Genomic DNA, 26,216 nt, shown 5'->3' with positions numbered 1-26,216 from the left:
ACAAAGAGATCGTTCAGGCGTAAAATTTACGCAGCATAAGAAAACAGATTTTCGACGAATTCTTTCTGCTTTAAAATTTCTCCCTTCCTGATATTTTTAACTTGTCCTTTTCTGATCATGTTCATAATTTCATAGCCTTTTAGCGTCCGCCAGGCAGAATGAAATGTCTTGAACCCCATACCAGCTCTGACAAGCTTTTTGATAAACCGGTGGTCTTGCTCAATAATATTGTTCAGATATTTATTCTGTCTTAGGATACAGTCCTTATTCAGAAGCTTTTTTTCTTTCAAAGCCTTTACTGCCGGAGGATATGCAGGATTTCCGTCAACACTCAGAACCCGAGGTCTGAAGCTATTGGAAGCTCGCAGCATCTTTTTAAAAAATCGTTTGGCAGATTCCATATTACGTCTGCTGCGAAGAAGAAAATCGATGGTATTTCCACGGGAATCGACCGCTCGGTAAAGATACTTCATTTTCCCCCGCACCTTGATATATGTTTCATCAATACGGTAAGAATCATTTGATTGCCGCAGATACTTCCTGCTTCGCTTTTCCATTTCAGGAGCATAGCGCTGAACCCATCGGTAAATGGTACTGTGATCCACAGACAAGCCCCGTTCTTGCATCATCTCTTCCAGATTCCTGTAACTCAGTTGATATCTCAGATACCAGCGAACATTCAACAGGATGATTTCTTTTTCATAATGACGCCACTTGAAAGGGTTTTCATTTTTCATACTATCTCTCTGCAAATAAATTAGTGCCAAAACGGACTTGTATCAGACATTAATAATTTTTTGCAACAGAACCTTCCTGATTGTACACGTATTCTTCATACTCATCATGGGTAAGTTGACCATCATGGTCCTGGTCCATTGCCTGGAATTTTTCAGGATCATTACCATAGGCCTTTTCAAATTCCTGAAAAGTCACACGCCCGTCCTGGTCCATGTCAACCTGCATAAAACACAGGTGGTCTTCCCCGTGATAGTCTGCAAAGCAGGCAGATAGCGGGGCGAACAATACAAAAACGGCCAGGCCAAAAACCATGAATTTTTTCATTTTTTATTTCCTATCAAATTAGTATGGTTTATCCGGTCCCCTCTTACACCAAACCCATAATCGAAAAAAAATATAATTCTTCTGCATCATCTGCCTTCACCCTTTTTCGGGCAAAGAGATTCACAGACTAGAAAACGTCCTTGACCGTTTCCATGAAAAACAGGTAAACTCCACCATGGTTTCAGCACAGACGGTATTCATGCAGATGTTTTTCATTTTTCGTTTAAAAATTAACGACATTTAATCAAAGCGCATGAATCCGGCAAGATGATACAGCTAAACCATGGCTGTGTTTGTTGTCATCTTTGGCATCGATTGAATTCACCTTTATAACAGCGGGAGAAAAGGCATTGAATCCAACAGATATTAACGATCCTGAATATTTTCATCGCGTGATCGACTGCCAGTTTGCATGTCCGGCCCACACCCCGGTACCGGAATACATCAGACTGATTGCTGAAAAAAAATATGCCCAGGCCTATATGCTCAACTGGGAATCCAACGTCTTTCCCGGCATTCTGGGCCGGGTGTGCGACAGGCCGTGTGAGCCGGCCTGCCGAAGGACCCGGGTGGAAGAAAAGGCCGTGGCCATCTGCCGGCTCAAACGGGTCTGCGCGGACAACAAAGGGGATGTGACCAATCTCATGCCAGGACCACCCCCTAAAAAAAACGGAAAGAAAATCGCCTTGATCGGCGGAGGCCCTGCATCTCTTACCGTGGCCCGGGATCTTGTACGGCTGGGCTATACCATTGATCTTTATGATGACCAGCTTGAAGCCGGCGGATTTGTTAGAAGTCAGGTGCCCTCGTTCAGGCTGCCCAAAAAAGTGCTGGACCAAGAGGTAAACGCCATTTTGAACATGGGGGTGAATACCCATTTAAATACCTATATCCCCAGCATGAAAGAATTTCTCGCCAAAGGCCATGATGCTGTTTTTGTGGGCACCGGCGCCCCAAGGGGCCGTGACCTTGATCTGCCCGGACGAAAGGCTGCCAAAGCGTTTGTCCATGTCGGCATTGAATGGCTGGCCGGTGTCCAATACGGGCACACCAAAAAAACCGGCAAAACCACCCTGGTGATCGGCGGGGGCAATACGGCCATGGACTGCTGTAGGACCGCCCGCAGACTTGGGGGAAAAAAGGTCAAGGTGATCATCCGGGGCGGGCGTGAACAGATGAAGGCCTCCCCCTGGGAGATTGAAGATGCTGTCAGGGAGGATATCCCGATTTTAGAGCACCTCTCTCCTGTAGATTTTGTCATGAAAGGCAAGGTCTTAAAAGGGATGAATTTCAAACAGCTGCTGCCGGACAAGGCAGAAGGAGAACTCCTGTTTATCCCCTGCGACGAAGTCCTGCTGGCCGTGGGCCAGCAGAATGCCTTTCCCTGGATTGAAAAAGATATCGGCCTCACCTTTGATGATCAGGGCCGGCCCCGGGTGGATGAACTCACCTTTCAGTCTGATCTGGATCATGTTTTTTTCGGCGGTGATGCCGCCTTTGGCCCGAAAAATGTGATCACGGCCGTGGCCCATGGTCACGAGGCCGCCCTTTCCATTGACCTGTTCTGCAATGGAAAGGATCTTAAAAAACGGCCCCTGCCCGTGACCACCCTTGCCGGCCAGAAAATGGGGATGAAGGACTGGCTCTACAACAGCCAGGTCTCGGACAAGATGCGGCATCCGGTGCCCATGGTGTCCAAGGTTAAATCCATCAAGGACCGCCTCCTTGAAGTGGAACTGGGATTCAACCCCAAAGTGGGGTCCAAAGAGTCACTGCGCTGTCTCAACTGTGATATCCAGACGGTGTTTACCCCGGACCTGTGCATTGAATGCGATGCCTGTGTGGATGTCTGCCCCACCACCTGCATTAATTTTGTTAAAAACAAGGATGAACAGGAGCTGAGATCCAGCCTTGGAGTTCCTGCAAAAAATGAAAGCCAACCCCTGTATGTCTCTGATACACTTGCCACAGGACGCGTCATGGTAAAAGATGAAGACCTCTGCCTTCATTGCGGACTGTGCGCAGAACGGTGTCCAACCGCGGCCTGGGACATGCAAAAATACACCTATAATCCCCCAAAGGCAGGGCAAAAATGAAAAAACTTGAATCTGTCAATGACTTTGTTGTCCGGTTTGCCAATGTAAACGGATCCGGCTCCGCCAGTGCCAATAATTTATTTGCAAAGGCGGTTTTCAGACTCGGGGTGATGGTGAGCCCCAAAAATATTTTTCCGTCCAACATCCAGGGCCTGCCCACCTGGTATGAGGTCAGGGTGAATGAAGCGGGCTACCAGGGCCGCCGGGGAGGATATGATTTCATTGTGGCTGTCAACGGCCAGACCCTTGAAAAAGATTATGAGGATCTTCTGCCCGGAGGATATTTTTTCTATGATTCCACAAGATCTTTGTCAGAACGGTACAACCGCACGGACATCACCCTTATCGGCATGCCGCTGACCCATATCTGCAACCAAGAAATTGAAAACCCCAAGCTCAGGCCCCTGCTTAAAAACATTATCTATGTGGGGACGCTGGCCCATCTGCTGGATATGGATTTTAGCATTCTCACCGACTCCATTACAAAACAGTTCAGCAAAAAACCCAAGCTGGCCGCTCCCAATATCCGGGCCCTGGAACTGGGATTTGAATACGCAGCAGAACATTTTCCCGGGGTATGCAAGCTTTCATTACAACCCAGCACCCAGCTGTCCAGCCATATTCTCATGGACGGCAACACGGCCACGGCCCTTGGGGCCATGTACGGCGGTGCCACTGTTGCCGGGTGGTATCCCATTACCCCGTCCACCTCAGTGATTGAAGCCTTTGACAAGCTGACCCGCCAGCACCGGCTGGACACCTCGGGAAAACGCCAGGCCGCCATTATCCAGGCGGAAGATGAACTGGCAGCCCTGGGGATTGCCGTGGGGGCCGGGTGGAACGGTGCCCGGGCCTTTACCGCCACCTCAGGCCCCGGCATCTCTTTGATGAATGAACTGCTGGGCCTGGCCTATTTTACCGAAATCCCCGTGGTGGTGGTGGATGTTCAAAGGGCAGGCCCCAGCACGGGCATGCCCACACGGACCCAGCAGTCAGACATCCAGGCCTGTGCCTATGCCTCCCACGGCGATACCAAACATGTACTGCTCTTTCCCTGCGATCCTAAAGAATGCTTTGAAATGGCGGCGGACAGCTTTGATATTGCAGAATCACTTCAGACCCCGGTGATTCTCATGAGTGACCTGGACCTGGGTATGAATGACCATGTCTGTCTGCCCATGGTCTGGGATGACAACCGAAAATACTGCCGGGGAAAAGTGCTTGACAAAGACCAGCTTGACGCCATGACCGAAGACTGGGGCAGATACCTGGACCGGGACGGCGATGGGGTCTGCTACAGGACCTTGCCCGGCACCCATCCGGAAAAAGGCGCCTATTTTACCCGGGGATCCTCCCACAACGAATATGCGGCCTATACCGAGGATACTGACGCCTATAAACGGTGTATGGAGCGATTGTCCAAAAAATGGAATACCGCAAAAACCCTTGTGCCCAAGCCCCGAATCAAATGCAATGACCCCGGATCAGCCTGGGGGGTTATCTTTTTCGGCACCAGCACCTATGCGGCCTATGAGGCCATAGAGATGCTGGAGAAAAAAGGATTTGCCCTGGACACCATGCGGTTGAGGGGATTTCCCTTTCAAGATGAGGTTCTGGACTTTATTGACCAGCATGACAAAACCTTTGTGATTGAACAAAACCGGGACGGCCAGATGCAGACCCTGCTCATCAACGAACTGGGCATTCTTCTGGACAAACTGGTCTCTGTTGCCCATATCGACGGAACCCCCATTGATGCAAGATATATCAGCCGATCCATTGAAACTGTGCTGTCGCAGACGGCCAAAGGAGGTGTTCTATGAATTCCAGACGTCCTGTGTTCCGTCATCCCAACCTGCCGAAAAACGATTTAGGCTATACCCGCAGAGATTATGAAGGATTAGACTCCACCCTGTGCGCCGGCTGCGGCCATGATTCAATCAGCAACGCCATTATCCAGGCCTGCTTTGAATTATCCATAGCCCCCCACCAGGTGGTCAAACTCTCCGGAATCGGGTGTTCGTCCAAGACACCGGCCTATTTTCTCAACAAATCCCATGGGTTTAACACGGTCCACGGCCGCATGCCCGCCATTGCCACCGGTGCCAACATGGCCAACAAAGACCTTTTGTTCATCGGTGTTTCCGGCGACGGTGACACCGCCTCCATTGGTATGGGACAATTTGTTCACCTGATCCGGCGCAATCTGAACATGGTTTATATCGTCATGAACAACGGCTGCTACGGGCTCACCAAGGGCCAGGATTCAGCCACGGCTGACCGGGGATCCTCCAGCAGAAAAGGACGGCCAAATCCATTTGAAGCCATTGACCTGTGCGCAACAGCCGTTCAGATGGGGGCCGGATTTGTGGCCAGGGGATTTTCAGGAGACAAGGAGCAATTGGTTCCGCTTTTAAAGGCCGGCATACGGCACAAAGGCTTTGCCCTGGTGGATGTGATTTCCCCCTGTGTGACCTTTAACAACACCCCGGCCTCGACCAAAAGCTACCACTGGGTCCGCGACCATATGGAGGCCACGGCCACGGTTGATTTCATCCCTGAAAAAGAGGAAATCACGGCAAGCTGTGAACAAGGGAAAACCCAGTCTGTCACCCTGCACGACGGAACCCTCATCCATCTTCACAAAACCGACGCAGCCTTTGATGTCACCAATAGGCGTACGGCCATCAATGAGATCGAGGACCACCGTGAACAAGGCCGGATCCCCACGGGAATTTTGCACATCAATCAAAGTCTTAAAGAGACCCATGAAATTCTTGAAACAACTGACAAACCATTGAATACTTTGACCCAAAAAGAGTTGTGTCCGGGAAACCAGAAACTTCAACAAATTTTTGAAACTTATAGATAAAAGGCCCCTTTGGATTTTCAAGGGGAAAAATGATATCAGACCCAGACCATGAACAAAGAAAAAAAAGACTGGCAGGTCTATCTGCTGGAATGCTCGGATAAAAGTTTGTATTGCGGGGTGACCAAAGACCTTGATGCCAGGATTAAAACCCACAACCTGGGACGGGCATCAAAGTATACCAGAGGCCGGCTGCCTGTGACCTGTGTGGCCCAAAGCCCTTTCATGACAAAGCGACAGGCCTTTTGTCTGGAATACCAAACCAAGCGCATGCCCGCCTCAAAAAAGATTGCCCATCTGATAGAGGAACAAAAAGGCCGGAAAAATTCCGGCCTTTAACCCATTTTCGGTAAATGGCTGTTCGTAAGATCTTTAAATCCAAAAAGGATTTATTCCATAAACATTTACTCTACGATCTCTAAAATCACCCTTTTTTGTTCCTTGGCAGAGGCGCAGGATAGAATTGTTCTCATGGCCTGGGCTGTTCTTCCTTTTTTTCCAATGACTTTCCCAAGGTCTTCTTTGGCTACCCGAAGTTCCAGCACAAGAGTCTGCTGGGCTTTAATCTCTTGAACATCAACCTGTTCCGGGTCATCAACCAGTGCCTGTGCAATAAACTTAATCAACTCTTTCATAACCTGATCTCCTTTAGCCAAGGTGATAATGAATATGGTATATAAAGCTACAACTTTTAACGATTAAGGGCTGATCAAACGAGTATATTTTTAATACCATATCATAACCGTCTATAATCACAAGCACTATTTCTGCTCTTCGTCGGGTTCCACCCAAAGAATATGAGTTTTATTAACAAACAATGTTTTATGCTTTTCAGAATTTTCAATCGTCTTATCGTAAAGTGTGGCATTGAAGACCACCAGAAAGGGATCTTTTTTATCACTGATAAAATCAGAAAGACGTTCATATCCGTGATTTCGGCTGATATTCACCTGGCCGTTTATCAAGGTGCCGTCAAAAAGCTTGAGCCGGACAATCCTCTCCTTTAGAAAAAACGCCTTATTTTTTTCTTCTTCCATGAGGCCCCCCTTATTAGAATTTACTTAAATTACAACCTATTATTGCCCAAACCCGGCAAATTCTGTCAAGAGATTTTCCATGGGTTTTTTATCATCTGCTTCATTTCCCTTGACATCAAAAAGAAATTCATTATTTTAGGAAGGTTATTATATTTATGAACTCAAAGAATATTTTATTCCATTGCCCGGTAAAATATTTTGTTTTTGGTTAGGGCGTAAAATAAGGGAAATTTAAGTGGTCACTGAAATTACAACATCGGATGCGGAACGCAAAATGCTGTCAGACGCCGGCTATGCGGCACCGGCAATTGATTATTACCTTGAAAAAAAATATATGGGTATGATTGAAAACGCAGATCAGATCTCTGAAAAAGTGGGATCCTGCGGAGATACAATGAAGATTTACATCAAGGTAGACACCCACCAGGTCATCCAGGATGTCCGGTATGAAATCACAGGCTGTGCCGGTGCTATTTCAGCTGCCATGGCCGCGGTGGACCTGGCCAAAGGCAAAACCTTAGACCAGGCCTTATCCATCAATGACGGAGATGTTTTCAAAGTGCTTGAAAATATCCCTGAAAAAAAGCACCACTGCATCCAGCTGGCAGTAAAAACCATGCACCAGGGAATTGAAGAGCTGAAGTCTGGAAACGCTTCTTAAATATCCAATCTTAATAGTTTGCTTCGTATTTGCGACGGCCGGGTGTGTCTCAACGGATTTCAAGGTTGAGACCCTGGCCAAAACCGATATCAACCAGGTATCGGACATTCACATAGACCAGACCCTTATCCTGCTGAAAACCCTGACCCGCAAACTCTATAAAATGAATTCCCTGGAACTTGCAAAATCTCCCGGGGCCACCATTGACTCCCAGATATCCAAAATTTTCCAATGCCCGCCCTTGCCTCCTGAACCGGAACTGAACGAGACCCGAAGCACGGACGCCATTCTCAAGGGATTTGAACCCGAGTATAGGGGGGACCGGGTATATGCAATGATGTACGGGCTTTTCACCATGCTTTTCACCGCATACAATGAAAAATGTGATTTGTTCATACTTGATTTTCTGGATGCCCAGAATCTTTACAATTCCGCCCGGAACATTGAAATTCTGGTCTGGCGGCTCAAAACCCGGCGAACCCCAGACAACAGCCTCTATCTGACCACCAATATCTGTGACGGCCCGGAAAAAAACCTGAGCTTTGAACGATTGTTTGGCAAGCTGATCTCACTGACGGACACCATGTCCCTGATCGTGGAAAGCCGGGGGGACCGGATGATCAAGCAGGTGGTTCACATCGCCGGGATAGCCTTTTTCCCGGTGGGAATTTAGCCCCCATATTTCACAAAGCGTTTTTGCCTTAGCTGCAAGGCACAGACCGAGAAGCCCTATTCCTTTACTGCGAGCGGACTGTAACCCAGCAGATGAGGTAAACCGCTTTGCCGGAGGGTGAGGTTTTGTATAATGGAAAACGACTTAAAAAAAGACATAACCGGTTGTAATAATATAGCTTTTTGGCAAAACACTTAAAATTTCATGGAATATTCCGGCTATAGCCGATTTTCAAACCGAACCACCTGGTCCCGGTAATAGGCTCGTTTTTCCGAAGCAAGTGCCAATGCTCGCTTGGCGGCATCCAATGCCTCTTTTTTAAAATCATTGACGAACAAGGCTTCAACATAGGTGTCTAGAATAAAAGAGGCCTGTTTAACTTCAAGGGCACGCCGGGCGGTTCTGTTGCAAAAAATTATTAATGTCTGATACAAGTCCGTTTTGGCACTAATTTGTTTGCAGAGAGATAGTATGAAAAATGAAAACCCTTTCAAGTGGCGTCATTATGAAAAAGAAATCATCCTGTTGAATGTTCGCTGGTATCTGAGATATCAACTGAGTTACAGGAATCTGGAAGAGATGATGCAAGAACGGGGCTTGTCTGTGGATCACAGTACCATTTACCGATGGGTTCAGCGCTATGCTCCTGAAATGGAAAAGCGAAGCAGGAAGTATCTGCGGCAATCAAATGATTCTTACCGTATTGATGAAACATATATCAAGGTGCGGGGGAAAATGAAGTATCTTTACCGAGCGGTCGATTCCCGTGGAAATACCATCGATTTTCTTCTTCGCAGCAGACGTAATATGGAATCTGCCAAACGATTTTTTAAAAAGATGCTGCGAGCTTCCAATAGCTCCAGACCTCGGGTTCTGAGTGTTGACGGAAATCCTGCATATCCTCCGGCAGTAAAGGCTTTGAAAGAAAAAAAGCTTCTGAATAAGGACTGTATCCTAAGACAGAATAAATATCTGAACAATATTATTGAGCAAGACCACCGGTTTATCAAAAAGCTTGTCAGAGCTGGTATGGGGTTCAAGACATTTCATTCTGCCTGGCGGACGCTAAAAGGCTATGAAATTATGAACATGATCAGAAAAGGACAAGTTAAAAATATTAGGAAGGGAGAAATTTTAAAGCAGAAAGAATTCGTCGAAAATCTGTTTTCTTATGCTGCGTAAATTTTACGCCTGAACGATCTCTTTGTCCTGGAAATATTTTTTGCAACAGAACCACAAATGATGTATGTTACGAAAACCTTTGCCACTATTAGCACAGGAATTTGAAATTTCAAAGGTTTTTACCGTATGACCTGTTTTTTTTAATCGAGTGCCGGGAGATCTTACTTTTTTGTCGGTGTTTTTTGGGGGGATTTGATGCGGTTTTGGTAAAATTTTTGTAAATTTCAGAAAAGATCTTGAGCCTTGGTTCTATATTGATTAGATGGGTATCTTATGTGTGTTTATAAAAAAATATTAAGGGAACCGGTAAATGCCATTTCCCACGGGGCAGGTGCTTTAGGGTCTATTGCCGCACTCACATTGATGGTGGTTTTTGCCGTTTTAAAGGCAGATGTCTGGCATGTGGTTTCCTTTTCCATTTTCGGTGCCACCCTGATTATGATGTATACCTCAAGTTTTCTCTACCATGGGCTGCGGATTTCCGAAAAGGCCTTGATGATTTTTCGCCGCATCGATCATATCATGATTTTTATGGTGATTGCCGGGTCCTACACCCCGCTTTGTCTGGTTCCCTTGAGGGGACCCTGGGGGTGGAGCCTGTTCGCCACGGTCTGGGCCATTGCCATTGTGGGGATTTTTTTAAAAATTTTTTTCATGAACGCCCCAAGATGGATTTCCACCCTTATTTATTTGATGATGGGATGGCTGTGCACGGTGGCGGCCTATCCTCTGGTTAAAACGCTTGCACCCATTGCCCTGTTCTGGCTGGCGCTGGGCGGGGTGTTCTACAGTGTGGGGGCTGTGATTTACGCCCTTAAAAAGCCCAACCCCTTTCCGGGCATACTAGGGTTCCATGAAATCTGGCATTGTTTTGTTATCCTGGGCAGTGCCTGTCATTTCTGGCTTTCCTTTCGATATTTAATGTATATCTGAATTTTTTTCGGGCCTAAATATTCATCCCGGCCTTCAAATTTCTTGTTATTTGATTCCATCTTTGTAAAACTCTTGGCTTTGGGGTGGCCGTTCATCCCTTTGATGCTTATTTTTCCTAAAGAGACCAAAAGGAGAAGGCTGTGAAGATCTGTAACACCACGAAAATAACCGACCAGAAACATCTGAATCTGGTGTCGGTCCGGTACCAGGACAAGAATCAATCCGACAAGACCTGGATCTATGCCTCAAGGGGAAATAAAATTCGCCCCGATGCCGTAGTGGTGGTGCCCTATCATAAGACCCTTGGAAAATTGGTGGTCATCAAAGAGTTTCGAATCCCTTTGCAGGGGATCCAGTTTGGTTTTCCCGCAGGGCTGGTTGACCCGGGAGAGACTGTTGAAAGCGCCGGTAAAAGAGAGCTTTACGAGGAAACCGGGCTGAGCCTGACCCGGGTGCTCAAGCTGAGCCCTCCTATTTTTTCTTCATCCGGGATGACCGATGAAAGCATCTGTCTGATGTATGTGGAATGCGAGGGTGTCCCGTGCAGTGATTTTAATGAAAGTTCAGAGGAAATAGAGACGGTTCTGCTGTCCCCAAAGGAGTCAAGGCAGCTGCTATCGTCGCCGGACCTTCTTTTTGATGTGAAATCCTGGATTGTGCTGGAACAATTCGCCGATTTCGGAACGGTCTTATAAAAGGGCGGTGATATGTTTTCAAATTTTATCTATTTTTTAATTGGTTCTGTTGCAAAAAATATTTCCAGGACAAAGAGATCGTTCAGGCGTAAAATTTACGCAGCATAAGAAAACAGATTTTCGACGAATTCTTTCTGCTTTAAAATTTCTCCCTTCCTGATATTTTTAACTTGTCCTTTTCTGATCATGTTCATAATTTCATAGCCTTTTAGCGTCCGCCAGGCAGAATGAAATGTCTTGAACCCCATACCAGCTCTGACAAGCTTTTTGATAAACCGGTGGTCTTGCTCAATAATATTGTTCAGATATTTATTCTGTCTTAGGATACAGTCCTTATTCAGAAGCTTTTTTTCTTTCAAAGCCTTTACTGCCGGAGGATATGCAGGATTTCCGTCAACACTCAGAACCCGAGGTCTGGAGCTATTGGAAGCTCGCAGCATCTTTTTAAAAAATCGTTTGGCAGATTCCATATTACGTCTGCTGCGAAGAAGAAAATCGATGGTATTTCCACGGGAATCGACCGCTCGGTAAAGATACTTCATTTTCCCCCGCACCTTGATATATGTTTCATCAATACGGTAAGAATCATTTGATTGCCGCAGATACTTCCTGCTTCGCTTTTCCATTTCAGGAGCATAGCGCTGAACCCATCGGTAAATGGTACTGTGATCCACAGACAAGCCCCGTTCTTGCATCATCTCTTCCAGATTCCTGCAACTCAGTTGATATCTCAGATACCAGCGAACATTCAACAGGATGATTTCTTTTTCATAATGACGCCACTTGAAAGGGTTTTCATTTTTCATACTATCTCTCTGCAAATAAATTAGTGCCAAAACGGACTTGTATCAGACATTAATAATTTTTTGCAACAGAACCCCATTATGGATGTGTTGACTGCGGTTGACATTCAGGGGGATACAAAAATTGAAACCGCAACCATGGTCTCACAGGCTCTTGAGGCAAGCCTGGATGATTTTGACAATGCCGCAAGGGGGTGTATAGGAGAACGGAAAATAAAGGATATTTAGATTAAAACAGGTTCTTCATGAGGTGGTGATTTTAAAAAATTCTTTTATTTCTGTTTCTTTGCGCTTGAGTTGATCTATGATCAGCCGTAGAACCGATTCGTTTACACCGATTTTTTTGGGCGCATTTTTAATGGTGACCGGCACGGGATTTCCTGAATGGCCGACCCCGGCTTTCTGGGTCAAATAATCGGCAAGGTTGATGATCAGGGCCTGGTGTCTGAGTTGGGCAGGAGAGGATTCCGGGTTGTGGTGGAATCGGCATGGGATGATGATGGAATTTGGAAAATTCCATCGTTTCATCAGCAAAGCCGACAGCACGGCATGGTCGAGCTTTAAAACCGCATTTTCACTGAAGTACAGGGGCTTTTTATTTTCCATGGCAAATTGTCTGACCTGGGTATATTCCTTTTTGAAATATACTGAAAATCAGTAGTGTCCGGTTAGGTTGTTGCATATAAAAAGCATCTAAAATCATTGAAAAAACAGTCTGTTTTGTGTTGACAAATGTGCGTAAAAATTTTTGTACGCCTTGAAAATTTAACTCAAGGAGCTCAAATGACGCACATCTCAGTCCCTAAAAAACAACTACGGTCCCTGAACTTTGACAATTTCAGGTGCCCTCTGATAAAGTCACTTTCAAAAGCACCGGAATTACAATCTCGAGGAGACCGCCCTTTAAAAATGACATTCGAAGACCAGATAAATGCTTTGGTTTATTTCCATCTTCAGGAGCACAAGTCTGCCCGACATTTAATTCAGGATCTCAAGGAGAATGTTTTTGCTAAAGAAAATATTGCGCCAGACGGTGGTATCAGCCGTAGTAGTTTCTGTGAAGCCATCAATCACAGGGGACTCGAACAACTGCAATTTATCTTTGAGGATCTTTATAAACAGGCTCTTGAGTGTCATCCGGGTGAACACGCCGAGTTAGGAGAGTTGGTTTCCATTGACGGTAGTCTCATAAATGCAGTCCTTTCAATGCACTGGGCGAACTACAGAAAAGGAAGTAAAAAAGCCAAAGTACATTGCGGATTTGACATTAATCACGGAATCCCAAACAAAATCTTTTTGACTGAAGGCAACGGCGCTGAACGCACTTTTGTTCCCAAAATACTTTCCAAGGGGCAAACAGGTGTTATGGATCGTGGATATCAATCCCATAAAGAATTTGACCTGCTTCAGGAGCAAGGCAAACATTTTGTCTGCCGTATAAAAACCAGGACAACAAGAACAATTATTGATAACCACGAGACCCCTTCCGACAGCTACATTTTTTATGATGCACTGGTTAAACTTGGTACTCCGAATCAAAACCAGACGAAAAGGCCTGTTCGGGTTGTTGGCTATAAAATTGCTGGCGTCAAATACTATGTGGCAACTGACAGGCATGATTTAACAGCGGAACAAATAGCAACAATTTATAAACTCCGGTGGACCATTGAGGATTTTTTCAAATGGTGGAAAGAACATCTGAAGGTATATCATCTCATTGCCCGCAGTGAATACGGCCTTATGGTTCAGATTCTTGGCGGCCTTATCACTTACCTGTTACTGGCAATCCATTGCCAAAAACAGTTTAATGAAAAGGTCACGATCAAAAGAGTTCGGCAGCTGCGAACCGCCATTCTAAATGACCTGTTTGGCTGCGAGGAGCAGGGCTCTCATAGTTCAAACAGGGACAATATTGTCAAAGATCAAAAAATTATTGAGCAAGCAAAAACCTAACCGGACATCACTGATTTTTTATGGCAGTGCCTTAATAATTTAACCAAGAAATACGGCAGGCCCATCTGTTTTAATCCTTCTTTCATGAATGTCTTAACAATTCATTCATGAAAAAAAATTAGAACAGGACAGCTTATTCGAGTAAATCCTTGTGATATAAATAGCAATTTTTTCCTTTATATATCTGCAACTGGAAAAACCTCATATCTCAGAATCCATGCCAGGTGACATTTGCAAACCCAGGTGGTATAAATTACCAATTATTATAATTGTTCAACGAAATGCTTCTATTTTATAACCTTTGAGCCGGCTTACTATGTGCCTTAAAGGATTATATTGAATGGGAGATGATTGAAAAGAATTATCATTGTGGAGAATTGGAACTAATGGACGCCTTTATAACGCTGTTAAAAAAAAAGAAGACAAAACAGGTTTTCAATCCCTGGTTTGAGATTGATACCATAAATGACATTGACAAGACATCTTCCGAAAAAAGGCTCTACAATTTACAAGCGTATCTGGAAGAACGCAGGAATGCGAAATATCTTCTTTTAGCAGAGGCTTTGGGGTATCAAGGCGGTCATTTCACCGGCATCCCAATGACATCAGAGCGGATTGTTTTGGGTCATAAAATAAATCAAGGCATTTTACCGGATCATATCTGCCATTCACAACTTCACAGAACAAGCAACAATAAAAAACATAAACACGGATTCAACGAACCCACGGCCACTATCGTTTGGCAAAAATTAATTGATGAAAACCTGGATACCAGAAATTTTGTTTTATGGAATGCTTTCCCATGGCATCCGTATAAAGGCTCAAAGGGAATGCTGTCAAACAGGACACCGGGCAGATCAGAGATAAAAGAAGGAGCACCTGTCTTAAAAGCCCTATTACAAGCCTTTAACTTTAATAAGATCATTGCTTTGGGAAATAAAGCAGACTCGATCTTAACTATGATTGGCATATCTGCAGTGAAGGTAAGGCATCCGGCAATGGGGGGAGCCGAGTTATTCAGGGAGCAGTTTCTTCAGGTCATCCAAAGTTAGGTAAAGGGACTGTTCTTTAAAGTCTTCCTTGATAAACGGCAATAAAGACATATTTTCCATTTCAATGACCATAAAATTTATGAGGAGGCCTTATGCCCATCTTTGAATATACGTGCAAGCAATGTGAAAAAGAGTTTGAGAGGGTTGTTTTTTCAGGAGACGAAAAAGGAATATTTTGTCCAAAATGTAAAAGTAAAGATATTGTAAAGAATATGAGCGCATCCAGTTTTATGGGTAGCAGCATCGGGAAATGTGCATCAAACGCACCCAAAGAATTTTCATGAGCCGGCTAAATTATTCTTCAGTTAGAAGAATCGGGTTTTAATGTTTGAAGTATGCCAATACCATCCAGAATTATACACTTTCATGGATGAAGGATGAAAAATGAGATAGAAAACTATCAGAATTGAGACCCCAACAAAAAAAGAATTGCCAGTAAAATTAATATCCCAGCAGCAATGCAGCATTTTATTCCAAAAGGCGATATCTTGTTTTTCAGATATGGATCAGATGGAGACATTCGATAACCTCCCCCGTGCGCCCAGCTTACCAAAATAAAAAGAATAAAGCCCGATAGGAGGGAATGTTCAGAATTCTGTGTCACGGTTTCGGTTCCCGGATCTGCCTCAGCGCCAGCGGAAGTAAAAGTCAGGTCCGAGAATGGGCCTTCAATCAGCCACGTCGGAGGAGTTGACTTTTGCTGGAGTGGAGTTCCTGGAACCATCTTTTCCATCTGTAAATAAATCCCTATCAAATTCCCAGCTCTTTATCCAGCCGGCCTTCAAAGAAAATTGCCAACTGGGAAATTGTCAGTGACCAATTTTGAATCGGCATTGTCCATTTTTTACTGGCGTTCTGGATCCCCATGTAAAGCAGCTTTAACAGGCTGTCCTGGTTCGGGAATGATCCCTTTGTTTTGGTCAGTTTTCGAAACTGTCGATGCACAGCCTCAATGGTATTTGTGGTGTATATTATCCGTCGAATCTCTTCTGGATATTTAAAGAAATGACTGAGGCGTTCCCAGTTGTTCCGCCAGGATTTTATCACAATCGGGTATTTGTCATTCCATTTATTTTCCAAGATATCCAGTTCTTCTTCGGCCAGATCCTTATTGACCGCTTTGGGAATGTTCAGAATTCTGTGTCACGGTTTCGGTTCCCGGATCTGTCTCGGCGCCAGCGGAAGTAAAAGCCAGGTCCGAGAATGGGCCTTCAATCAGCCACGTCGGAGGAGTTGACTTTTGCTGGAGTGGAGTTCCTGGAACCATCTTTTCCATCTGTAAATAAATCCCTATCAAATTCCCAGCTCTTTATCCAGCCGGCCTTCAAAGAAAATTGCCAACTGGGAAATTGTCAGTGACCAATTTTGAATCGGCATTGTCCATTTTTTACTGGCGTTCTGGATCCCCATGTAAAGCAGCTTTAACAGGCTGTCCTGGTTCGGGAATGATCCCTTTGTTTTGGTCAGTTTTCGAAACTGTCGATGCACAGCCTCAATGGTATTTGTGGTGTATATTATCCGTCGAATCTCTTCTGGATATTTAAAGAAATGACTGAGGCGTTCCCAGTTGTTCCGCCAGGATTTTATCACAATCGGGTATTTGTCATTCCATTTATTTTCCAAGATATCCAGTTCTTCTTCGGCCAGATCCTTATTGACCGCTTTATAAACACGTTTTAGATCTGCCATAAATTCCTTTTTTATTTTTGGAACCAACGTATTTCAATGAATTTCGGATCTGGTGGACTACGCAGAGTTGAACTTCTGTGTCCGGGAATATGGTCTCAATGGCCTCGGGAAAACCTTTTAGACCATCAACACAGGCAATCAGGATATCTTTTACCCCTCGGTTTGAAAGGTCTGTTAACACCTGCAGCCAGAAGTTCGCACCCTCATTCTCGGATATGTACAGCCCAAGAACCTCTTTGCGGCCCTCGATATTCACCCCAAGAATTGTGTAAACGGCTTTGCTGCCGACCTTTCCGTTTTCTCGTACTTTATAATGTATGGCATCAAGCCATACGATTGGGTACACATTTTCCAACGGCCTGGCCTGCCATTCTTTAACGGTATGAATAATTTTATCGGTAATAGCGCTAAGGGTGGCATTTGAAATCTCAAGTCCATAGATTTCCTGTAAATGGGCAGCCATGTCATTATAGCTCATGCCCAGGCCGTAAAGGGCTATTATCTTTCTTTCAATTTCATCGCTGAGCGTTGTTTGGTGTTTTTTAACGATTTGTGGAGAGAAGGTTCCGTTCCGATCACGCGGGGTTTTTAGCTCAAATTTACCATCCAGGGACTTAATGGTCTTTCTACTTTTTCCATTACGGCGGTTGGCAGAAATTTCCTGTCCGAGATGGGACTCCAACTCTCCTTCAAGAGCAGCTTCAGCAAGATTTTTGATTAATGATGTAAGGACGCCGCCCTTACCTGTGAAGGGTTTACCTTCCTGAATACCTTTAAGAGCTTTTTGAAAATCAAATTCGGTGTTGTCTTCGGTCATGTCAGTTCTCCTTATTTAGCTGAGTATATCAGCTTTGATTCAACTGACACAGAATTTTGAACGCCCTCACCGCTTTATAAACACGTTTTAGATCTGCCATAAATTCCTTTTTATTTTTGGAACCAACGTATTTCAATGAATTTCGGATCTGGTGGACTACGCAGAGTTGAACTTCTGTGTCCGGGAATATGGTCTCAATGGCCTCGGGAAAACCTTTTAGACCATCAACACAGGCAATCAGGATATCTTTTACCCCTCGGTTTGAAAGGTCTGTTAACACCTGCAGCCAGAAGTTCGCACCCTCATTCTCGGATATGTACAGCCCAAGAACCTCTTTGCGGCCCTCGATATTCACCCCAAGAATTGTGTAAACGGCTTTGCTGCCGACCTTTCCGTTTTCTCGTACTTTATAATGTATGGCATCAAGCCATATGATTGGGTACACATTTTCCAACGGCCTGGCCTGCCATTCTTTGACAGTATGGATGATTTTATCGGTAATGGTGCTCAGAGTGGCATTTGAAATCTCAAGTCCATAGATTTCCTGTAAATGGGAAGCCATATCATTATAACTCATGCCCAGGCCGTAAAGGGCTATTATCTTTCTTTCAATTTCATCGCTGAGCGTTGTCTGATGTTTTTTGACGATCTGTGGAGAGAAGGTTCCAGCCCTGTCACGCGGGGTTTCCAGCTCAAATTTACCATCCAGGGATTTAATGGTCTTTTTGCTTTTTCCATTACGGCGGTTGGCAGAAACTTCCTGCCCGAGATGGGACTCCAACTCTCCTTCAAGAGCAGCTTCAGCAAGATTTTTGATTAATGATGTAAGGACGCCGCCCTTACCTGTGAAGGGTTTACCTTCCTGGATGCCTTTAAGGGCTTTTTGAAAATCAAATTCGGTGTTTTCTTCGGTCATGTCAGTTCTCCTTATTTAGCTGAGTATATCAGCTTTCATTCAACTGACACAGAATTTTTAACGCCCTCTGATAGGAAACAGAACCCTGCTGCGTTTTTCAAAATTTCAGACCAATTCATTTCTTAAAACGGTTCTCCTTTTATTAGGCTCCCTATTTAAGACATAATTCTTGAATTAAGATTTTGTGTTAGGTGGAAAAATTTCATGTCCATCCCCTCCGGGATTGAACAACTTAAAAATCTGGAATCTACGAAAAAGAAAGCTAAAAATATTGAGTCTTTATGAAAATCAATCTCTCCTTTTTTTCTAATCTGATTCCGATTTTTTAATTTCAGACTTAATCAGTTTACTATTACAGTAAGAGCAAATGGATATTTTAACGTGATCTCCATTGAATTGTTTTTCACAATGGCAACATATATAAGAGCTTTGTTTCTTTTTTTTTTTTAATGTTAAAATTCCAACAAAAAAAAAGAGTAACCCAAAAAAAATGAACAGCGTTCCGACCTCTGGCTGCGCCTGCCCCCAAACTTAGACCACGGAACTGGATTTCTTAAGTGGAAAATGCGTTCCTATGGTTCGTGATTTAAGCGGCCTGAGAGCCGCCTGTTTAAATACTTTTGTGCCATAATCCTCTTGTAATTTTATAGCACCATGGTATCCTCCTGCCGCCAGCCTGGAGGATAAGGCAATGCTGGGAAGCAACCTGAGCGCCATGACTGGTAACGGAGACATGGGGGCAGCATACAGTCAGTTTTATGCTGCCCTCTCTTCCATTTTTCTGTTCTTAATGCGTTAAATCCCCGCGCCTTAGCGCGGAATAAATACCCCGTAGGGCCGCCGGAGGCATATTCAATCATGATTCCTTATGAACCTCCTTGTTGACAAAGCTTTTCATGAATACCTCAGCCGGGGTTTGCTTGTCCAGTGCAGAATGCTTTCGTTCGCAATTATAGTATCTGAAATAAGCATCCAGCCCTCTATAAAGCGCATGACCATCACTGTAGGCTTTGGGATAAACGTCTTCATACTTGAAGGTCCACCAAAACCGGGCAAAGTGCTGGTGGACAATGTGGTATTTTCGTCCAATGCCGAAAAAATGGGCATTGATTTTGACCAGGAGATTCTTCAGGTGAAACTGCCGTCAGACCGGCCGCCCAAGCAGATCATGTTCATACCGGCCCTGGCCTTGATGGCCCTGATCTACCTGCTCCAAAAAAAGCGCAAAGAGCGGCTTGGAGAAGTTTAAATCAAACTTAGAGATGAAGGAGAAATCCTATATGTTTAACAAAATACTTGTTCCAGTGGATATTGATTATCCTAAAACCTCCCGGGCTGTGTTTCAAAACGCCATGGAGCTTGCGTCGCTGAGCGGGGCTGAGATCAGGATCGTCAGTGTGATGCCTGATTTCTCCATGCCCATTGTGGCCTCTTTTGTAACCGATAAAATTAAAAATGAAGCCCGGCAGCAGTTCAAGGAGGCGCTCAACGATTTTGTTGAAAAAAATTGTACCGGCGGAACAAAGGTCTCCCATAGAATTTTGGTGGGAAAACACTATGAAGAAATTCTCAAAGTGGCGGACAAATGGGAGGCCGATCTCATCGTGGTCTACCACAACCACAGACGCAAAATCAATGAGGCTTTTTCAGATACCTGTGCCAGAAAATTAGTCAAGCATGCCAATTGTTCGGTATTGCGACTGCGTAATGTGTTGAATTAAATTTTATCTGAGATTATAAAAGCCCAGGCCTTTTGCGGAGGACCTGGGCTTTTATTATTTAATTGTAAGGAGTCTTATGACAAATCAGTTCTTTGTCTCCTGTCCCATGGATTGTTTTGACCTGTGCCGGTTTATCGTCACGGTTAAAAATAATAAGATTGTCCATCTGAAAGGGGATCCTGATCATCCCCTGACCCAGGGGGTGGTCTGCGCAAAGGCCCGGCAGCTTGCGGCCCGGGTCACCCATCCCAAACGAATTATTTCTCCTTTGATCCGTAGTTCAAATGGATTTGAACCCATTGGCTATGACCGGGTATTTGATCTTCTGGCCCAAAAATTGACAGATCTTAAAAAAGAGTTTGGTCCCCAAGCCGTTCTCAACTACACCAGTGACGGGTACGGAGGGGTAAAAAATAAGATCCAGAACATTTTTTTCAATCATTTCGGCGGAGACACCCGTGCTACAGGATCACTTTGCTGGAGTGCCGGCCTCAAAGCCCAGGACTATGATTTTGGCAAGGCCATGGCCAGCCATCCTTTGGATCTGCTCAACAGTGCGGAATGTGTCAATGACAATGAGACACTCTATGCCTAAAATTAAGCTCCAATAATATCCTTCTCTTTTTGTTCCGGTTTGTTAATCCAGGCTTCTTCTGGTAAAGCCGGTGGCCTCGGTATTTTTCCCTTAAATCGTTTTGGGTTTTGAATAAATGCATCCTCCAATGTTCGGCAGCGAGATTCATAAATATCTTTAGCAATGCCATAATGAAATTGTTCTGGGGTTACCAGGCCAATACCAGAATGGTAATGCTCTTTGTTGTAGTATCCAAAAAAATCCTGGCAGAAGGCTCTTGCATCCTGAATAGCACCAAAAGTTTTGGGAAATTGTGGACAATATTTCAATGTTTTAAACTGGGCTTCAGAGTATGGGTTATCATTGCTGACATGTGGTCGACTGTGGGTTTTGGTTACCCCTAAATCGACAAGAAGCTGGGCAACCCCTTTGGATTTCATACTGGCTCCCCGATCTGCATGTAGCCCAAGCTGACCGGGTAATATCTTCTGGTTTTCACAGGACTTTTCAATTAGCTTTTTGGCCAATGCTGTTTGTTCTCTATGGGCGACCATCCAGCCGACAACATACCTGCTGAAAATATCCATGATTACATATAGATAGAAGTAGGTCCATTTTGTGACACTTTTCAACTTGGTAATATCCCAGGACCAAACCTGATTAGGTCCTGTTGCCAGCAATTCAGGTTTTTTATATTTCGGGCGATTTACCTGCCGTCTTCGCTCCGGCACAGAACCATGTTCTTTGTGAAGAAGCCGATACATCGTTCTGATGGAACAATAGTATTGCCCGTTATCAAGAAGAGAAGCATATACCTGATATGGGGCTCGATCTTGATATTTTTCAGAATGTAAAATATCCAAAACCGTTTGTTGTTCATCAGAATTCAAAGAAAGGGGAGATCCGGTCCGACTAACTCCAATATGTTTTTTTGGAGAATGAAATCTGTAAAAAGATGATCGGGGAATACCGAAAGCCTCACATGAAGGCTTTTTTCCAATATCGCAACTTAACGTTAGGGCGGCATTCATAAGTCTTCTCCTTTGAGGTCGTCCAGATTCTGCTGGATTCCCAGGATCTGAGAAATTTTTTTTTGAGCTTCAATGATGAGTTTCGCCTGCTTTAGCTTGTGCTCTAATTTGAATTTCTCTTTTTGAAGTCTGGCGACCTCTATGGCCAATGGGTTTTTCTTTTTTGGTTTCCTTCCTCGTTTTCGAGGTGCCATGGCATTGAGAAGTCCTTTGTCCCGAGCTTTGCGCCAATCGGTTAAATTTGATGAATAAAGGCCTTCTCTTCGAAGAATCTTGCCGATCCCTCCGATTTCGGTACAATTTTCAATCTCTTGGAGAATACGCAGTTTATAAGAAGCAACGAATCTACGCCGGGGTTTTTTTTCAGGTACTTCAGGATCAGGGATTGAATCCTGGCTCCCCAAGGAGGCCCCAACTTCAGTCGCCCCATGGGCTCCTTCCATTGGGGCCTCCTTGGGGGCTGCCTGATTTTCGGATTCAGGTAGTGGGTTCATTTTTATCGGTTTCATAAGTAATAATCCTTACCCGCCCTACACTAATTTATCAATGGGTAAGTGTCTCACTCACATTGTCACAGAGGGGTGATCTTGTTATTGTCTGGGGAAGAAATCCAAAGGAGACCAACCTTCATTTGTATAATCTGTTGACCCGGGCCCAAAAAAAGGGGACCCCAATTTTTGTGGTTGATCCTGTTGAAACCCCGACCGCTCAACGGTTTGACACCCACGTAAAAATACGCCCGGGAACCGATGGTGCCCTTGCCCTTGCAATGGCCCATGTTTTGATCGACCGGAATCTGACAGACCCACCTTTTATCCGGGATCATGTCAAAGGCTTTAAACGGTTTGAACAAAAGGTAACCCCCTTTACCCCGGCCTTTGTCCAAAAGATCACCGGTGTTCCCCAAAAAACAATCCAGGATCTTGCCCTTGCCTATGGCCGGGCCAAAGCGCCTTGTATCTATATTGGATACGGGATGCAGCGGTATGAAAACGGGGGAAATGCTGTTCGGTGCATCAATACCCTGGCAGCTGTTTCAGGCCATATGGCAAGACCGGGGGCCGGTGTTAATTATGCCTCCAAATCTCTGGCCCCTTATCTGTCTTGTGTTGAAGAAAAAAGCGAATCCGCCGTGACAACCCAACGTTTTTTTCCAGCGCCCCAGCTTGGGTCTTTTTTGGCAGAGGCAAAAACTCCGCCCCTGCAGATGGTTTTTTTTTCCTGGGCCAATCCCCTGGTTCAGACCCCGGATCTCAACCTGGCCATCCAGGGCTTTTCAAAGATTCCCTTTAAAGTGGTGATAGATCATTTTTTAACCGATACAGCCCGGGCAGCTGATTTGATCCTGCCCGGAGCAACCGTGTTTGAACAGGACGATATTTTTGCCACCTCCATGTATTCCCATATCTTAAACTATTCCCAGAAAGCCTTAGACCCGCCCAAAACGCTGATGCCTGAATTTGAGTTTTATTTGGCGCTTTCAAAACATATGGGAATGGATCTTGGGGTTTTATCTTCCCGGGATTTCCTTGAGCAATGTGCCGCTCCTTTGATTGATCAATTAAGAACCGAACGAGAATTTTCAGACATGGAATTTAAGGATCTTCCCTTTGCCTATACCCGGATTCAATCCCATGATATTGCATGGAAGGAAAAACAATTTTTAACCCCTTCGGGCAGGGTTGAAATTTACAGTGAACGAGCAGAGGCTGACGGCTTAAGCCCCTTGCCTGAATTTATTTCCCCGTTGATTCCGCCCCAAAATTTTCCCCTTCGTCTTTTAACCTGTCATTGCAAAAACGCCATGCATTCCCAGGGATTTATGGAGAACCAGAAGATTCCCACGGTTCATATCCATTCAAAGACGGCCGCCAGGTTCAAGCTCAATTCCGGGGACAAGGTTGCGGTAAAAGGGGAAAACGGCCAGATTGAGGCGGTGGTTGAATGTGATGATGCTGTATATGAAAACACCGCTTTTATTTACCAGGGATTTTGGCATAAAAGCGGTGCTGTTAATTTTTTAACACGAGAACGGTTGACTGATATGGGGCATCAGGCGGCCTATTACGATAATTTCTGCGCTTTGACCCCGGTTTGATTTATTCAGCCGGCAGCCAGGTCTGGGTTCTGAAAAAAAACCCGATATAGCCGCGCAGTTTCAGGTTGCCCTCTTCAGTCCAGAATTTACACTTGTAAACCTTTCCCTTTTTAGGGTCTAAAATGGTGCCGTCACCATATTTTTCACCCTTTTTCACCATGTCCTGCATAATGACCATACCCAGGGTGGGTTTGTCTTTTCTCGGGTCATCATCCTTGCATTTGTCACAGGTGGGGTTCTGGTCGTCTCCGGGTTTGAGGAAAAGCTTGACGATCTTTCCATAGTATTTTCCGTCTTTTTCAAAGATTTCAACAATGGATTTGGGTTCATTGGTTTCGTCATCAATGGTTTTCCATTTTCCAACAACCGATGCCTGTGCATATGCGGTGCTTAAAATGAACAGGGTAAGGATAGACGTGAGGATGATGAGCCTGAAACTTGTTTTCATAATTCTTCTCCATTGAAAAAGGTTTAAAAAGAACGCGTCAAAACAATGTTATTCTTATTAGTCTGCCGTTCATTTTATGTCAATGAAAATCAACATTTGAGTTGACAAAAACAATTTTTCTATTTGAAAAATGATCATTCCAAGTTTGAAACCGGATGTTATTTTTAAGGGAAAAAAGCGGGTGACAACAGAGTTAACCCAAAAAGAGAGGACTGACTTGAGAAAGCCCAGGACAACCCTTGAGATTTCTGCCTTCAGCAGATTCTACTCGACCCCCATGGCCAGATCTCCAAAGTTTTTCAATATTTTCGCTGAACCATTTATGGCTGCCTAAAATTCATTTTTATAATACCCTTATCTCAGGTCGACAATTTTTTTTCTGTGCAGGTTGAGCGGGCGCATTCCCATTTTCCCGGTTATACCGCTGGCACTGGATTGTGAATGTTTGCCATCTGCTTCAGGCAGTTCCAACGCCCTGCTTTATAAAATGATCGCAGCATAATCATTTTTTCTGCATTCTCCCGATACCAAAAGATGCATGGACCTTTAAGACGTAAATTCACGACTCTCCGAATCGAACTTTCAATAGCACCGCTGCCAATAGGTAAGTTCAACGCTTTTACAGTTGAGAAATTAAGCCTCAGTTCATTGCGCACAAAATAATCCCGTTCCGTCTTGATAGCCTTACTGTTTCTGCCTCTACAAAGCTTCTGGACGGCCTGTACCACCTCAATCGCCTTTCCCTTCAGCAGAAGACCTCGCTGCTTCGATACCCAGCGTTTGCGTTCCTTGGATGACCAGGTCTTCCTTAAGCCTGCTACTGTACCCAGATGCTCAACTGCATGGTAGAAATCGAGAAGTTCATACACACGCTCAGGAGCCAAACCCAATGCTTTTAGCAGTCCGGGGATTCGATTCCAAATCCAATGTGCCCCATCTGCAACAAACAGTATTTTGTCTGAGTTCTGAATATGAAGGGAGTTCAAATAACCCTTTAACAAGTGGAATACACCATCCGGTCCATTGAAACAGCCATCAATAAATGGTGAAAAGCTTTTTTCTTGTTTTCCATGGGCGTCCACTACATAAATGATCAAAAGCTTGGGTTCTCGCCATGCCCCACGAAATCGGGTTCTATCCTTTTGGGTTTTTGGTCCCCTTTTCTTCTCTCTGAGCCGAGTGCGGCCACCATCAGTGCTGATAACGACTCGCCGCCCTTCAAGTAAATCTCTATCATTTAATGGGATTCGGCCCGCTTGTTGTTCGGCTCGAGCCCGCTATGCGTACCGATAGGTCAGTTTACGGATGACCTTTATACCCAACGTCATCCCACGGTCACAAAGCACTTGACGGACTTCTTCAAAAGAACTTAATAAGGCTGACCAAGAACTCACCATAGAAGCCAAAGCAGGCGAGCAGCGATCATGGATTCCAAGAAGGATTAAGCCAGCGTATGCACCTTTATATCTTTTTCCTTTTCGGCGGTCACAGGACCTTCGATAGTATCGAACATGAATATCAACCGAACTATCTGTACAAAGCTGAATCCAAACGGTCTCAAGCCCTTCGCTTTTCATCCGTCCCGGCCAATTGGACATCAATTCTTTTTCTTGGTCGACCTGTTCAGAGGAATCTACTGAGGCCTGGATCTTTTTTTTAAAAAAAAGGCGCTTATCCGATTTGTATACTCAAGGATTTCCTGCTCCATCTGTTCTAATTCGTTAGCGTTACGAACCAAGCGATTTGGATCTTCTTCCAGTTCTTTGAGGCATGCAAGGACTTCATCAACAGTATTACAATCTTCAGCTTTCTTCATTAGCACAATCCATTTATGTTCATTTCAGCGTAACAGAGGATATCATTCTTTTTGCTCTAAAAGACAGGCCTTTTTAAAACCGGGAAAATG

At 44.7% G+C, this 26,216-nt stretch carries 31 protein-coding genes and 2 pseudogenes; 17 read left to right on the top strand and 16 right to left on the bottom strand.

The window, feature by feature from the left end; translation table 11 throughout:
- Positions 1-26 precede the first annotated feature (26 nt).
- The gene (locus tag HUN05_13765) at positions 27-737 is read right to left on the bottom strand and encodes an IS6 family transposase (GenBank protein ID WDP86062.1); all 711 of its coding nucleotides are present in this window, start codon (positions 735-737) and stop codon (positions 27-29) included.
- A 49-nt stretch (positions 738-786) separates the two neighbouring features.
- Positions 787-1,062: an EF-hand domain-containing protein gene (locus HUN05_13760; protein WDP88067.1), complete on the bottom strand. Its 276-nt coding sequence runs from the start codon at positions 1,060-1,062 to the stop codon at positions 787-789.
- A gap of 350 nt (positions 1,063-1,412) precedes the next feature.
- On the opposite strand from HUN05_13760, the gene HUN05_13755 reads away from it, so the two are divergent.
- Genes HUN05_13755 through HUN05_13740 form a run of 4 tightly spaced genes read left to right on the top strand, consistent with a single transcriptional unit; the run spans position 1,413 to position 6,366 of the window.
- Positions 1,413-3,158 carry an FAD-dependent oxidoreductase gene (locus HUN05_13755; GenBank protein WDP86061.1) on the top strand — a complete coding sequence of 582 codons (1,746 nt, stop codon included), beginning with the start codon at positions 1,413-1,415 and terminating at the stop codon, positions 3,156-3,158.
- Positions 3,155-4,981, top strand: a complete 1,827-nt coding sequence (locus HUN05_13750) for a 2-oxoacid:acceptor oxidoreductase subunit alpha (protein WDP86060.1) — start codon at positions 3,155-3,157, stop codon at positions 4,979-4,981. The genes HUN05_13755 and HUN05_13750 overlap by 4 nt, the downstream gene beginning before the upstream one ends.
- Positions 4,978-6,030, top strand: a complete 1,053-nt coding sequence (locus HUN05_13745) for a 2-oxoacid:ferredoxin oxidoreductase subunit beta (protein ID WDP86059.1) — start codon at positions 4,978-4,980, stop codon at positions 6,028-6,030. Before HUN05_13750 ends, HUN05_13745 begins: the two co-directional genes overlap by 4 nt.
- Before the next feature lie 48 nt (positions 6,031-6,078).
- Complete coding sequence (locus HUN05_13740; protein WDP86058.1) at positions 6,079-6,366, top strand: GIY-YIG nuclease family protein; 288 nt, start codon at positions 6,079-6,081, stop codon at positions 6,364-6,366.
- Between the two features lie 65 nt (positions 6,367-6,431).
- Here HUN05_13740 and HUN05_13735 read toward each other — a convergent pair whose 3' ends face one another.
- Positions 6,432-6,662 carry a KH domain-containing protein gene (locus HUN05_13735; GenBank protein WDP86057.1) on the bottom strand — a complete coding sequence of 77 codons (231 nt, stop codon included), beginning with the start codon at positions 6,660-6,662 and terminating at the stop codon, positions 6,432-6,434.
- A gap of 126 nt (positions 6,663-6,788) precedes the next feature.
- The gene (locus HUN05_13730; GenBank protein WDP86056.1) at positions 6,789-7,064 is read right to left on the bottom strand and encodes a hypothetical protein; all 276 of its coding nucleotides are present in this window, start codon (positions 7,062-7,064) and stop codon (positions 6,789-6,791) included.
- Between the two features lie 235 nt (positions 7,065-7,299).
- Between HUN05_13730 and HUN05_13725 the strand changes: the two genes are divergently transcribed.
- Both HUN05_13725 and HUN05_13720 read left to right on the top strand, forming a co-directional pair.
- Entirely contained in the window at positions 7,300-7,725 is a 426-nt protein-coding gene (locus HUN05_13725; protein ID WDP86055.1) for an iron-sulfur cluster assembly scaffold protein, read from the top strand.
- A 112-nt stretch (positions 7,726-7,837) separates the two neighbouring features.
- Positions 7,838-8,398, top strand: coding sequence for a hypothetical protein (locus HUN05_13720; protein ID WDP88066.1), 561 nt, complete (start codon positions 7,838-7,840; stop codon positions 8,396-8,398).
- A gap of 218 nt (positions 8,399-8,616) precedes the next feature.
- On the opposite strand, the gene HUN05_13715 is transcribed toward HUN05_13720, so the two are convergent.
- Positions 8,617-8,832 (bottom strand): hypothetical protein, encoded by a 216-nt coding sequence (locus HUN05_13715; protein WDP86054.1) that lies wholly within the window; start codon positions 8,830-8,832, stop codon positions 8,617-8,619.
- Between the two features lie 37 nt (positions 8,833-8,869).
- Between HUN05_13715 and HUN05_13710 the strand changes: the two genes are divergently transcribed.
- From HUN05_13710 to HUN05_13700, 3 genes are all read left to right on the top strand, one after another.
- Positions 8,870-9,580, top strand: coding sequence for an IS6 family transposase (locus HUN05_13710; GenBank protein ID WDP86053.1), 711 nt, complete (start codon positions 8,870-8,872; stop codon positions 9,578-9,580).
- Positions 9,581-9,853: 273 nt separating this feature from the next.
- Positions 9,854-10,513, top strand: coding sequence for a hemolysin III family protein (locus HUN05_13705; GenBank protein ID WDP86052.1), 660 nt, complete (start codon positions 9,854-9,856; stop codon positions 10,511-10,513).
- Between the two features lie 140 nt (positions 10,514-10,653).
- Positions 10,654-11,208, top strand: coding sequence for an NUDIX hydrolase (locus HUN05_13700; GenBank protein WDP86051.1), 555 nt, complete (start codon positions 10,654-10,656; stop codon positions 11,206-11,208).
- A gap of 95 nt (positions 11,209-11,303) precedes the next feature.
- Here the strand turns inward: HUN05_13700 and HUN05_13695 are convergent, their stop codons facing one another.
- Positions 11,304-12,014 carry an IS6 family transposase gene (locus tag HUN05_13695; protein WDP86050.1) on the bottom strand — a complete coding sequence of 237 codons (711 nt, stop codon included), beginning with the start codon at positions 12,012-12,014 and terminating at the stop codon, positions 11,304-11,306.
- 78 nt (positions 12,015-12,092) lie between these two features.
- Between HUN05_13695 and HUN05_13690 the strand changes: the two genes are divergently transcribed.
- Positions 12,093-12,239, top strand: coding sequence for a hypothetical protein (locus HUN05_13690; protein ID WDP86049.1), 147 nt, complete (start codon positions 12,093-12,095; stop codon positions 12,237-12,239).
- Between the two features lie 15 nt (positions 12,240-12,254).
- Here the strand turns inward: HUN05_13690 and HUN05_13685 are convergent, their stop codons facing one another.
- Entirely contained in the window at positions 12,255-12,617 is a 363-nt protein-coding gene (locus HUN05_13685; protein WDP86048.1) for an HDOD domain-containing protein, read from the bottom strand.
- Positions 12,618-12,794: 177 nt separating this feature from the next.
- Between HUN05_13685 and HUN05_13680 the strand changes: the two genes are divergently transcribed.
- The 3 genes from HUN05_13680 (at position 12,795) to HUN05_13670 (ending at position 15,300) form a co-directional block, all read left to right on the top strand.
- Complete coding sequence (locus HUN05_13680) at positions 12,795-13,964, top strand: IS4 family transposase (protein WDP88065.1); 1,170 nt, start codon at positions 12,795-12,797, stop codon at positions 13,962-13,964.
- 386 nt (positions 13,965-14,350) lie between these two features.
- Complete coding sequence (locus HUN05_13675) at positions 14,351-15,016, top strand: uracil-DNA glycosylase (protein WDP86047.1); 666 nt, start codon at positions 14,351-14,353, stop codon at positions 15,014-15,016.
- Positions 15,017-15,108: 92 nt separating this feature from the next.
- Positions 15,109-15,300, top strand: coding sequence for a zinc ribbon domain-containing protein (locus HUN05_13670; protein WDP86046.1), 192 nt, complete (start codon positions 15,109-15,111; stop codon positions 15,298-15,300).
- A 466-nt stretch (positions 15,301-15,766) separates the two neighbouring features.
- On the opposite strand, the pseudogene HUN05_13665 reads toward HUN05_13670, so the two are convergent.
- The 3 genes and pseudogenes from HUN05_13665 to HUN05_13655 form a co-directional block, all read right to left on the bottom strand.
- Positions 15,767-16,135 (bottom strand): annotated as a pseudogene (locus HUN05_13665) (transposase).
- A 174-nt stretch (positions 16,136-16,309) separates the two neighbouring features.
- Positions 16,310-17,522: pseudogene (locus HUN05_13660) on the bottom strand (IS256 family transposase).
- 28 nt (positions 17,523-17,550) lie between these two features.
- On the bottom strand, positions 17,551-18,438 hold the full coding sequence (locus HUN05_13655; protein ID WDP86045.1) for an IS256 family transposase: 888 nt from the start codon (positions 18,436-18,438) through the stop codon (positions 17,551-17,553).
- Between the two features lie 868 nt (positions 18,439-19,306).
- Between HUN05_13655 and HUN05_13650 the strand changes: the two genes are divergently transcribed.
- The 3 genes from HUN05_13650 (at position 19,307) to HUN05_13640 (ending at position 20,754) form a co-directional block, all read left to right on the top strand.
- A complete protein-coding gene (locus HUN05_13650; GenBank protein WDP86044.1) occupies positions 19,307-19,687 on the top strand; it encodes a DUF3394 domain-containing protein in 381 nt (126 codons plus the stop codon).
- A gap of 31 nt (positions 19,688-19,718) precedes the next feature.
- Positions 19,719-20,159: a universal stress protein gene (locus HUN05_13645; GenBank protein ID WDP86043.1), complete on the top strand. Its 441-nt coding sequence runs from the start codon at positions 19,719-19,721 to the stop codon at positions 20,157-20,159.
- Between the two features lie 76 nt (positions 20,160-20,235).
- Positions 20,236-20,754, top strand: a complete 519-nt coding sequence (locus tag HUN05_13640) for a hypothetical protein (protein WDP86042.1) — start codon at positions 20,236-20,238, stop codon at positions 20,752-20,754.
- A gap of 2 nt (positions 20,755-20,756) precedes the next feature.
- On the opposite strand, the gene HUN05_13635 is transcribed toward HUN05_13640, so the two are convergent.
- Entirely contained in the window at positions 20,757-21,764 is a 1,008-nt protein-coding gene (locus HUN05_13635) for an IS3 family transposase (GenBank protein ID WDP86041.1), read from the bottom strand.
- A complete protein-coding gene (locus tag HUN05_13630) occupies positions 21,761-22,273 on the bottom strand; it encodes a hypothetical protein (protein ID WDP86040.1) in 513 nt (170 codons plus the stop codon). Before HUN05_13630 ends, HUN05_13635 begins: the two co-directional genes overlap by 4 nt.
- Before the next feature lie 59 nt (positions 22,274-22,332).
- Between HUN05_13630 and HUN05_13625 the strand changes: the two genes are divergently transcribed.
- A complete protein-coding gene (locus HUN05_13625; protein WDP86039.1) occupies positions 22,333-23,862 on the top strand; it encodes a molybdopterin-dependent oxidoreductase in 1,530 nt (509 codons plus the stop codon).
- A 1-nt stretch (position 23,863) separates the two neighbouring features.
- Here the strand turns inward: HUN05_13625 and HUN05_13620 are convergent, their stop codons facing one another.
- From HUN05_13620 to HUN05_13605, 4 genes are all read right to left on the bottom strand, one after another.
- Positions 23,864-24,310 (bottom strand): DUF2147 domain-containing protein, encoded by a 447-nt coding sequence (locus HUN05_13620; protein ID WDP86038.1) that lies wholly within the window; start codon positions 24,308-24,310, stop codon positions 23,864-23,866.
- 416 nt (positions 24,311-24,726) lie between these two features.
- Positions 24,727-25,407: a hypothetical protein gene (locus tag HUN05_13615; GenBank protein ID WDP86037.1), complete on the bottom strand. Its 681-nt coding sequence runs from the start codon at positions 25,405-25,407 to the stop codon at positions 24,727-24,729.
- A gap of 180 nt (positions 25,408-25,587) precedes the next feature.
- Complete coding sequence (locus tag HUN05_13610) at positions 25,588-25,887, bottom strand: hypothetical protein (protein WDP86036.1); 300 nt, start codon at positions 25,885-25,887, stop codon at positions 25,588-25,590.
- 56 nt (positions 25,888-25,943) lie between these two features.
- The gene (locus HUN05_13605) at positions 25,944-26,126 is read right to left on the bottom strand and encodes a hypothetical protein (protein WDP86035.1); all 183 of its coding nucleotides are present in this window, start codon (positions 26,124-26,126) and stop codon (positions 25,944-25,946) included.
- Positions 26,127-26,216: the final 90 nt, after the last annotated feature.

Origin of the sequence: Desulfobacter sp. (assembly GCA_028768545.1) — a bacterium.
In the GTDB taxonomy this organism is placed as follows: Bacteria; Desulfobacterota; Desulfobacteria; order Desulfobacterales; family Desulfobacteraceae; genus Desulfobacter.
This window is presented reverse-complemented; position numbering and strand designations above follow the sequence as displayed.

Coding starts and splice junctions, on each gene's coding strand:
- HUN05_13605 (WDP86035.1), bottom strand. CDS start 26,126: ATGAAGAAAGCTGAAGATTGTAATACTGTTGATGAAGTCCTTGCATGC.
- HUN05_13655 (WDP86045.1), bottom strand. CDS start 18,438: ATGACCGAAGAAAACACCGAATTTGATTTTCAAAAAGCCCTTAAAGGC.
- HUN05_13675 (WDP86047.1), top strand. CDS start 14,351: ATGGACGCCTTTATAACGCTGTTAAAAAAAAAGAAGACAAAACAGGTT.
- HUN05_13635 (WDP86041.1), bottom strand. CDS start 21,764: ATGAATGCCGCCCTAACGTTAAGTTGCGATATTGGAAAAAAGCCTTCA.
- HUN05_13680 (WDP88065.1), top strand. CDS start 12,795: ATGACGCACATCTCAGTCCCTAAAAAACAACTACGGTCCCTGAACTTT.
- HUN05_13690 (WDP86049.1), top strand. CDS start 12,093: ATGGATGTGTTGACTGCGGTTGACATTCAGGGGGATACAAAAATTGAA.
- HUN05_13610 (WDP86036.1), bottom strand. CDS start 25,887: ATGAAAAGCGAAGGGCTTGAGACCGTTTGGATTCAGCTTTGTACAGAT.
- HUN05_13730 (WDP86056.1), bottom strand. CDS start 7,064: ATGGAAGAAGAAAAAAATAAGGCGTTTTTTCTAAAGGAGAGGATTGTC.
- HUN05_13630 (WDP86040.1), bottom strand. CDS start 22,273: ATGAAACCGATAAAAATGAACCCACTACCTGAATCCGAAAATCAGGCA.
- HUN05_13710 (WDP86053.1), top strand. CDS start 8,870: ATGAAAAATGAAAACCCTTTCAAGTGGCGTCATTATGAAAAAGAAATC.
- HUN05_13765 (WDP86062.1), bottom strand. CDS start 737: ATGAAAAATGAAAACCCTTTCAAGTGGCGTCATTATGAAAAAGAAATC.
- HUN05_13640 (WDP86042.1), top strand. CDS start 20,236: ATGACAAATCAGTTCTTTGTCTCCTGTCCCATGGATTGTTTTGACCTG.
- HUN05_13740 (WDP86058.1), top strand. CDS start 6,079: ATGAACAAAGAAAAAAAAGACTGGCAGGTCTATCTGCTGGAATGCTCG.
- HUN05_13670 (WDP86046.1), top strand. CDS start 15,109: ATGCCCATCTTTGAATATACGTGCAAGCAATGTGAAAAAGAGTTTGAG.
- HUN05_13695 (WDP86050.1), bottom strand. CDS start 12,014: ATGAAAAATGAAAACCCTTTCAAGTGGCGTCATTATGAAAAAGAAATC.
- HUN05_13750 (WDP86060.1), top strand. CDS start 3,155: ATGAAAAAACTTGAATCTGTCAATGACTTTGTTGTCCGGTTTGCCAAT.
- HUN05_13705 (WDP86052.1), top strand. CDS start 9,854: ATGTGTGTTTATAAAAAAATATTAAGGGAACCGGTAAATGCCATTTCC.
- HUN05_13650 (WDP86044.1), top strand. CDS start 19,307: ATGAACCTCCTTGTTGACAAAGCTTTTCATGAATACCTCAGCCGGGGT.
- HUN05_13760 (WDP88067.1), bottom strand. CDS start 1,062: ATGAAAAAATTCATGGTTTTTGGCCTGGCCGTTTTTGTATTGTTCGCC.
- HUN05_13620 (WDP86038.1), bottom strand. CDS start 24,310: ATGAAAACAAGTTTCAGGCTCATCATCCTCACGTCTATCCTTACCCTG.
- HUN05_13735 (WDP86057.1), bottom strand. CDS start 6,662: ATGAAAGAGTTGATTAAGTTTATTGCACAGGCACTGGTTGATGACCCG.
- HUN05_13645 (WDP86043.1), top strand. CDS start 19,719: ATGTTTAACAAAATACTTGTTCCAGTGGATATTGATTATCCTAAAACC.
- HUN05_13745 (WDP86059.1), top strand. CDS start 4,978: ATGAATTCCAGACGTCCTGTGTTCCGTCATCCCAACCTGCCGAAAAAC.
- HUN05_13685 (WDP86048.1), bottom strand. CDS start 12,617: ATGGAAAATAAAAAGCCCCTGTACTTCAGTGAAAATGCGGTTTTAAAG.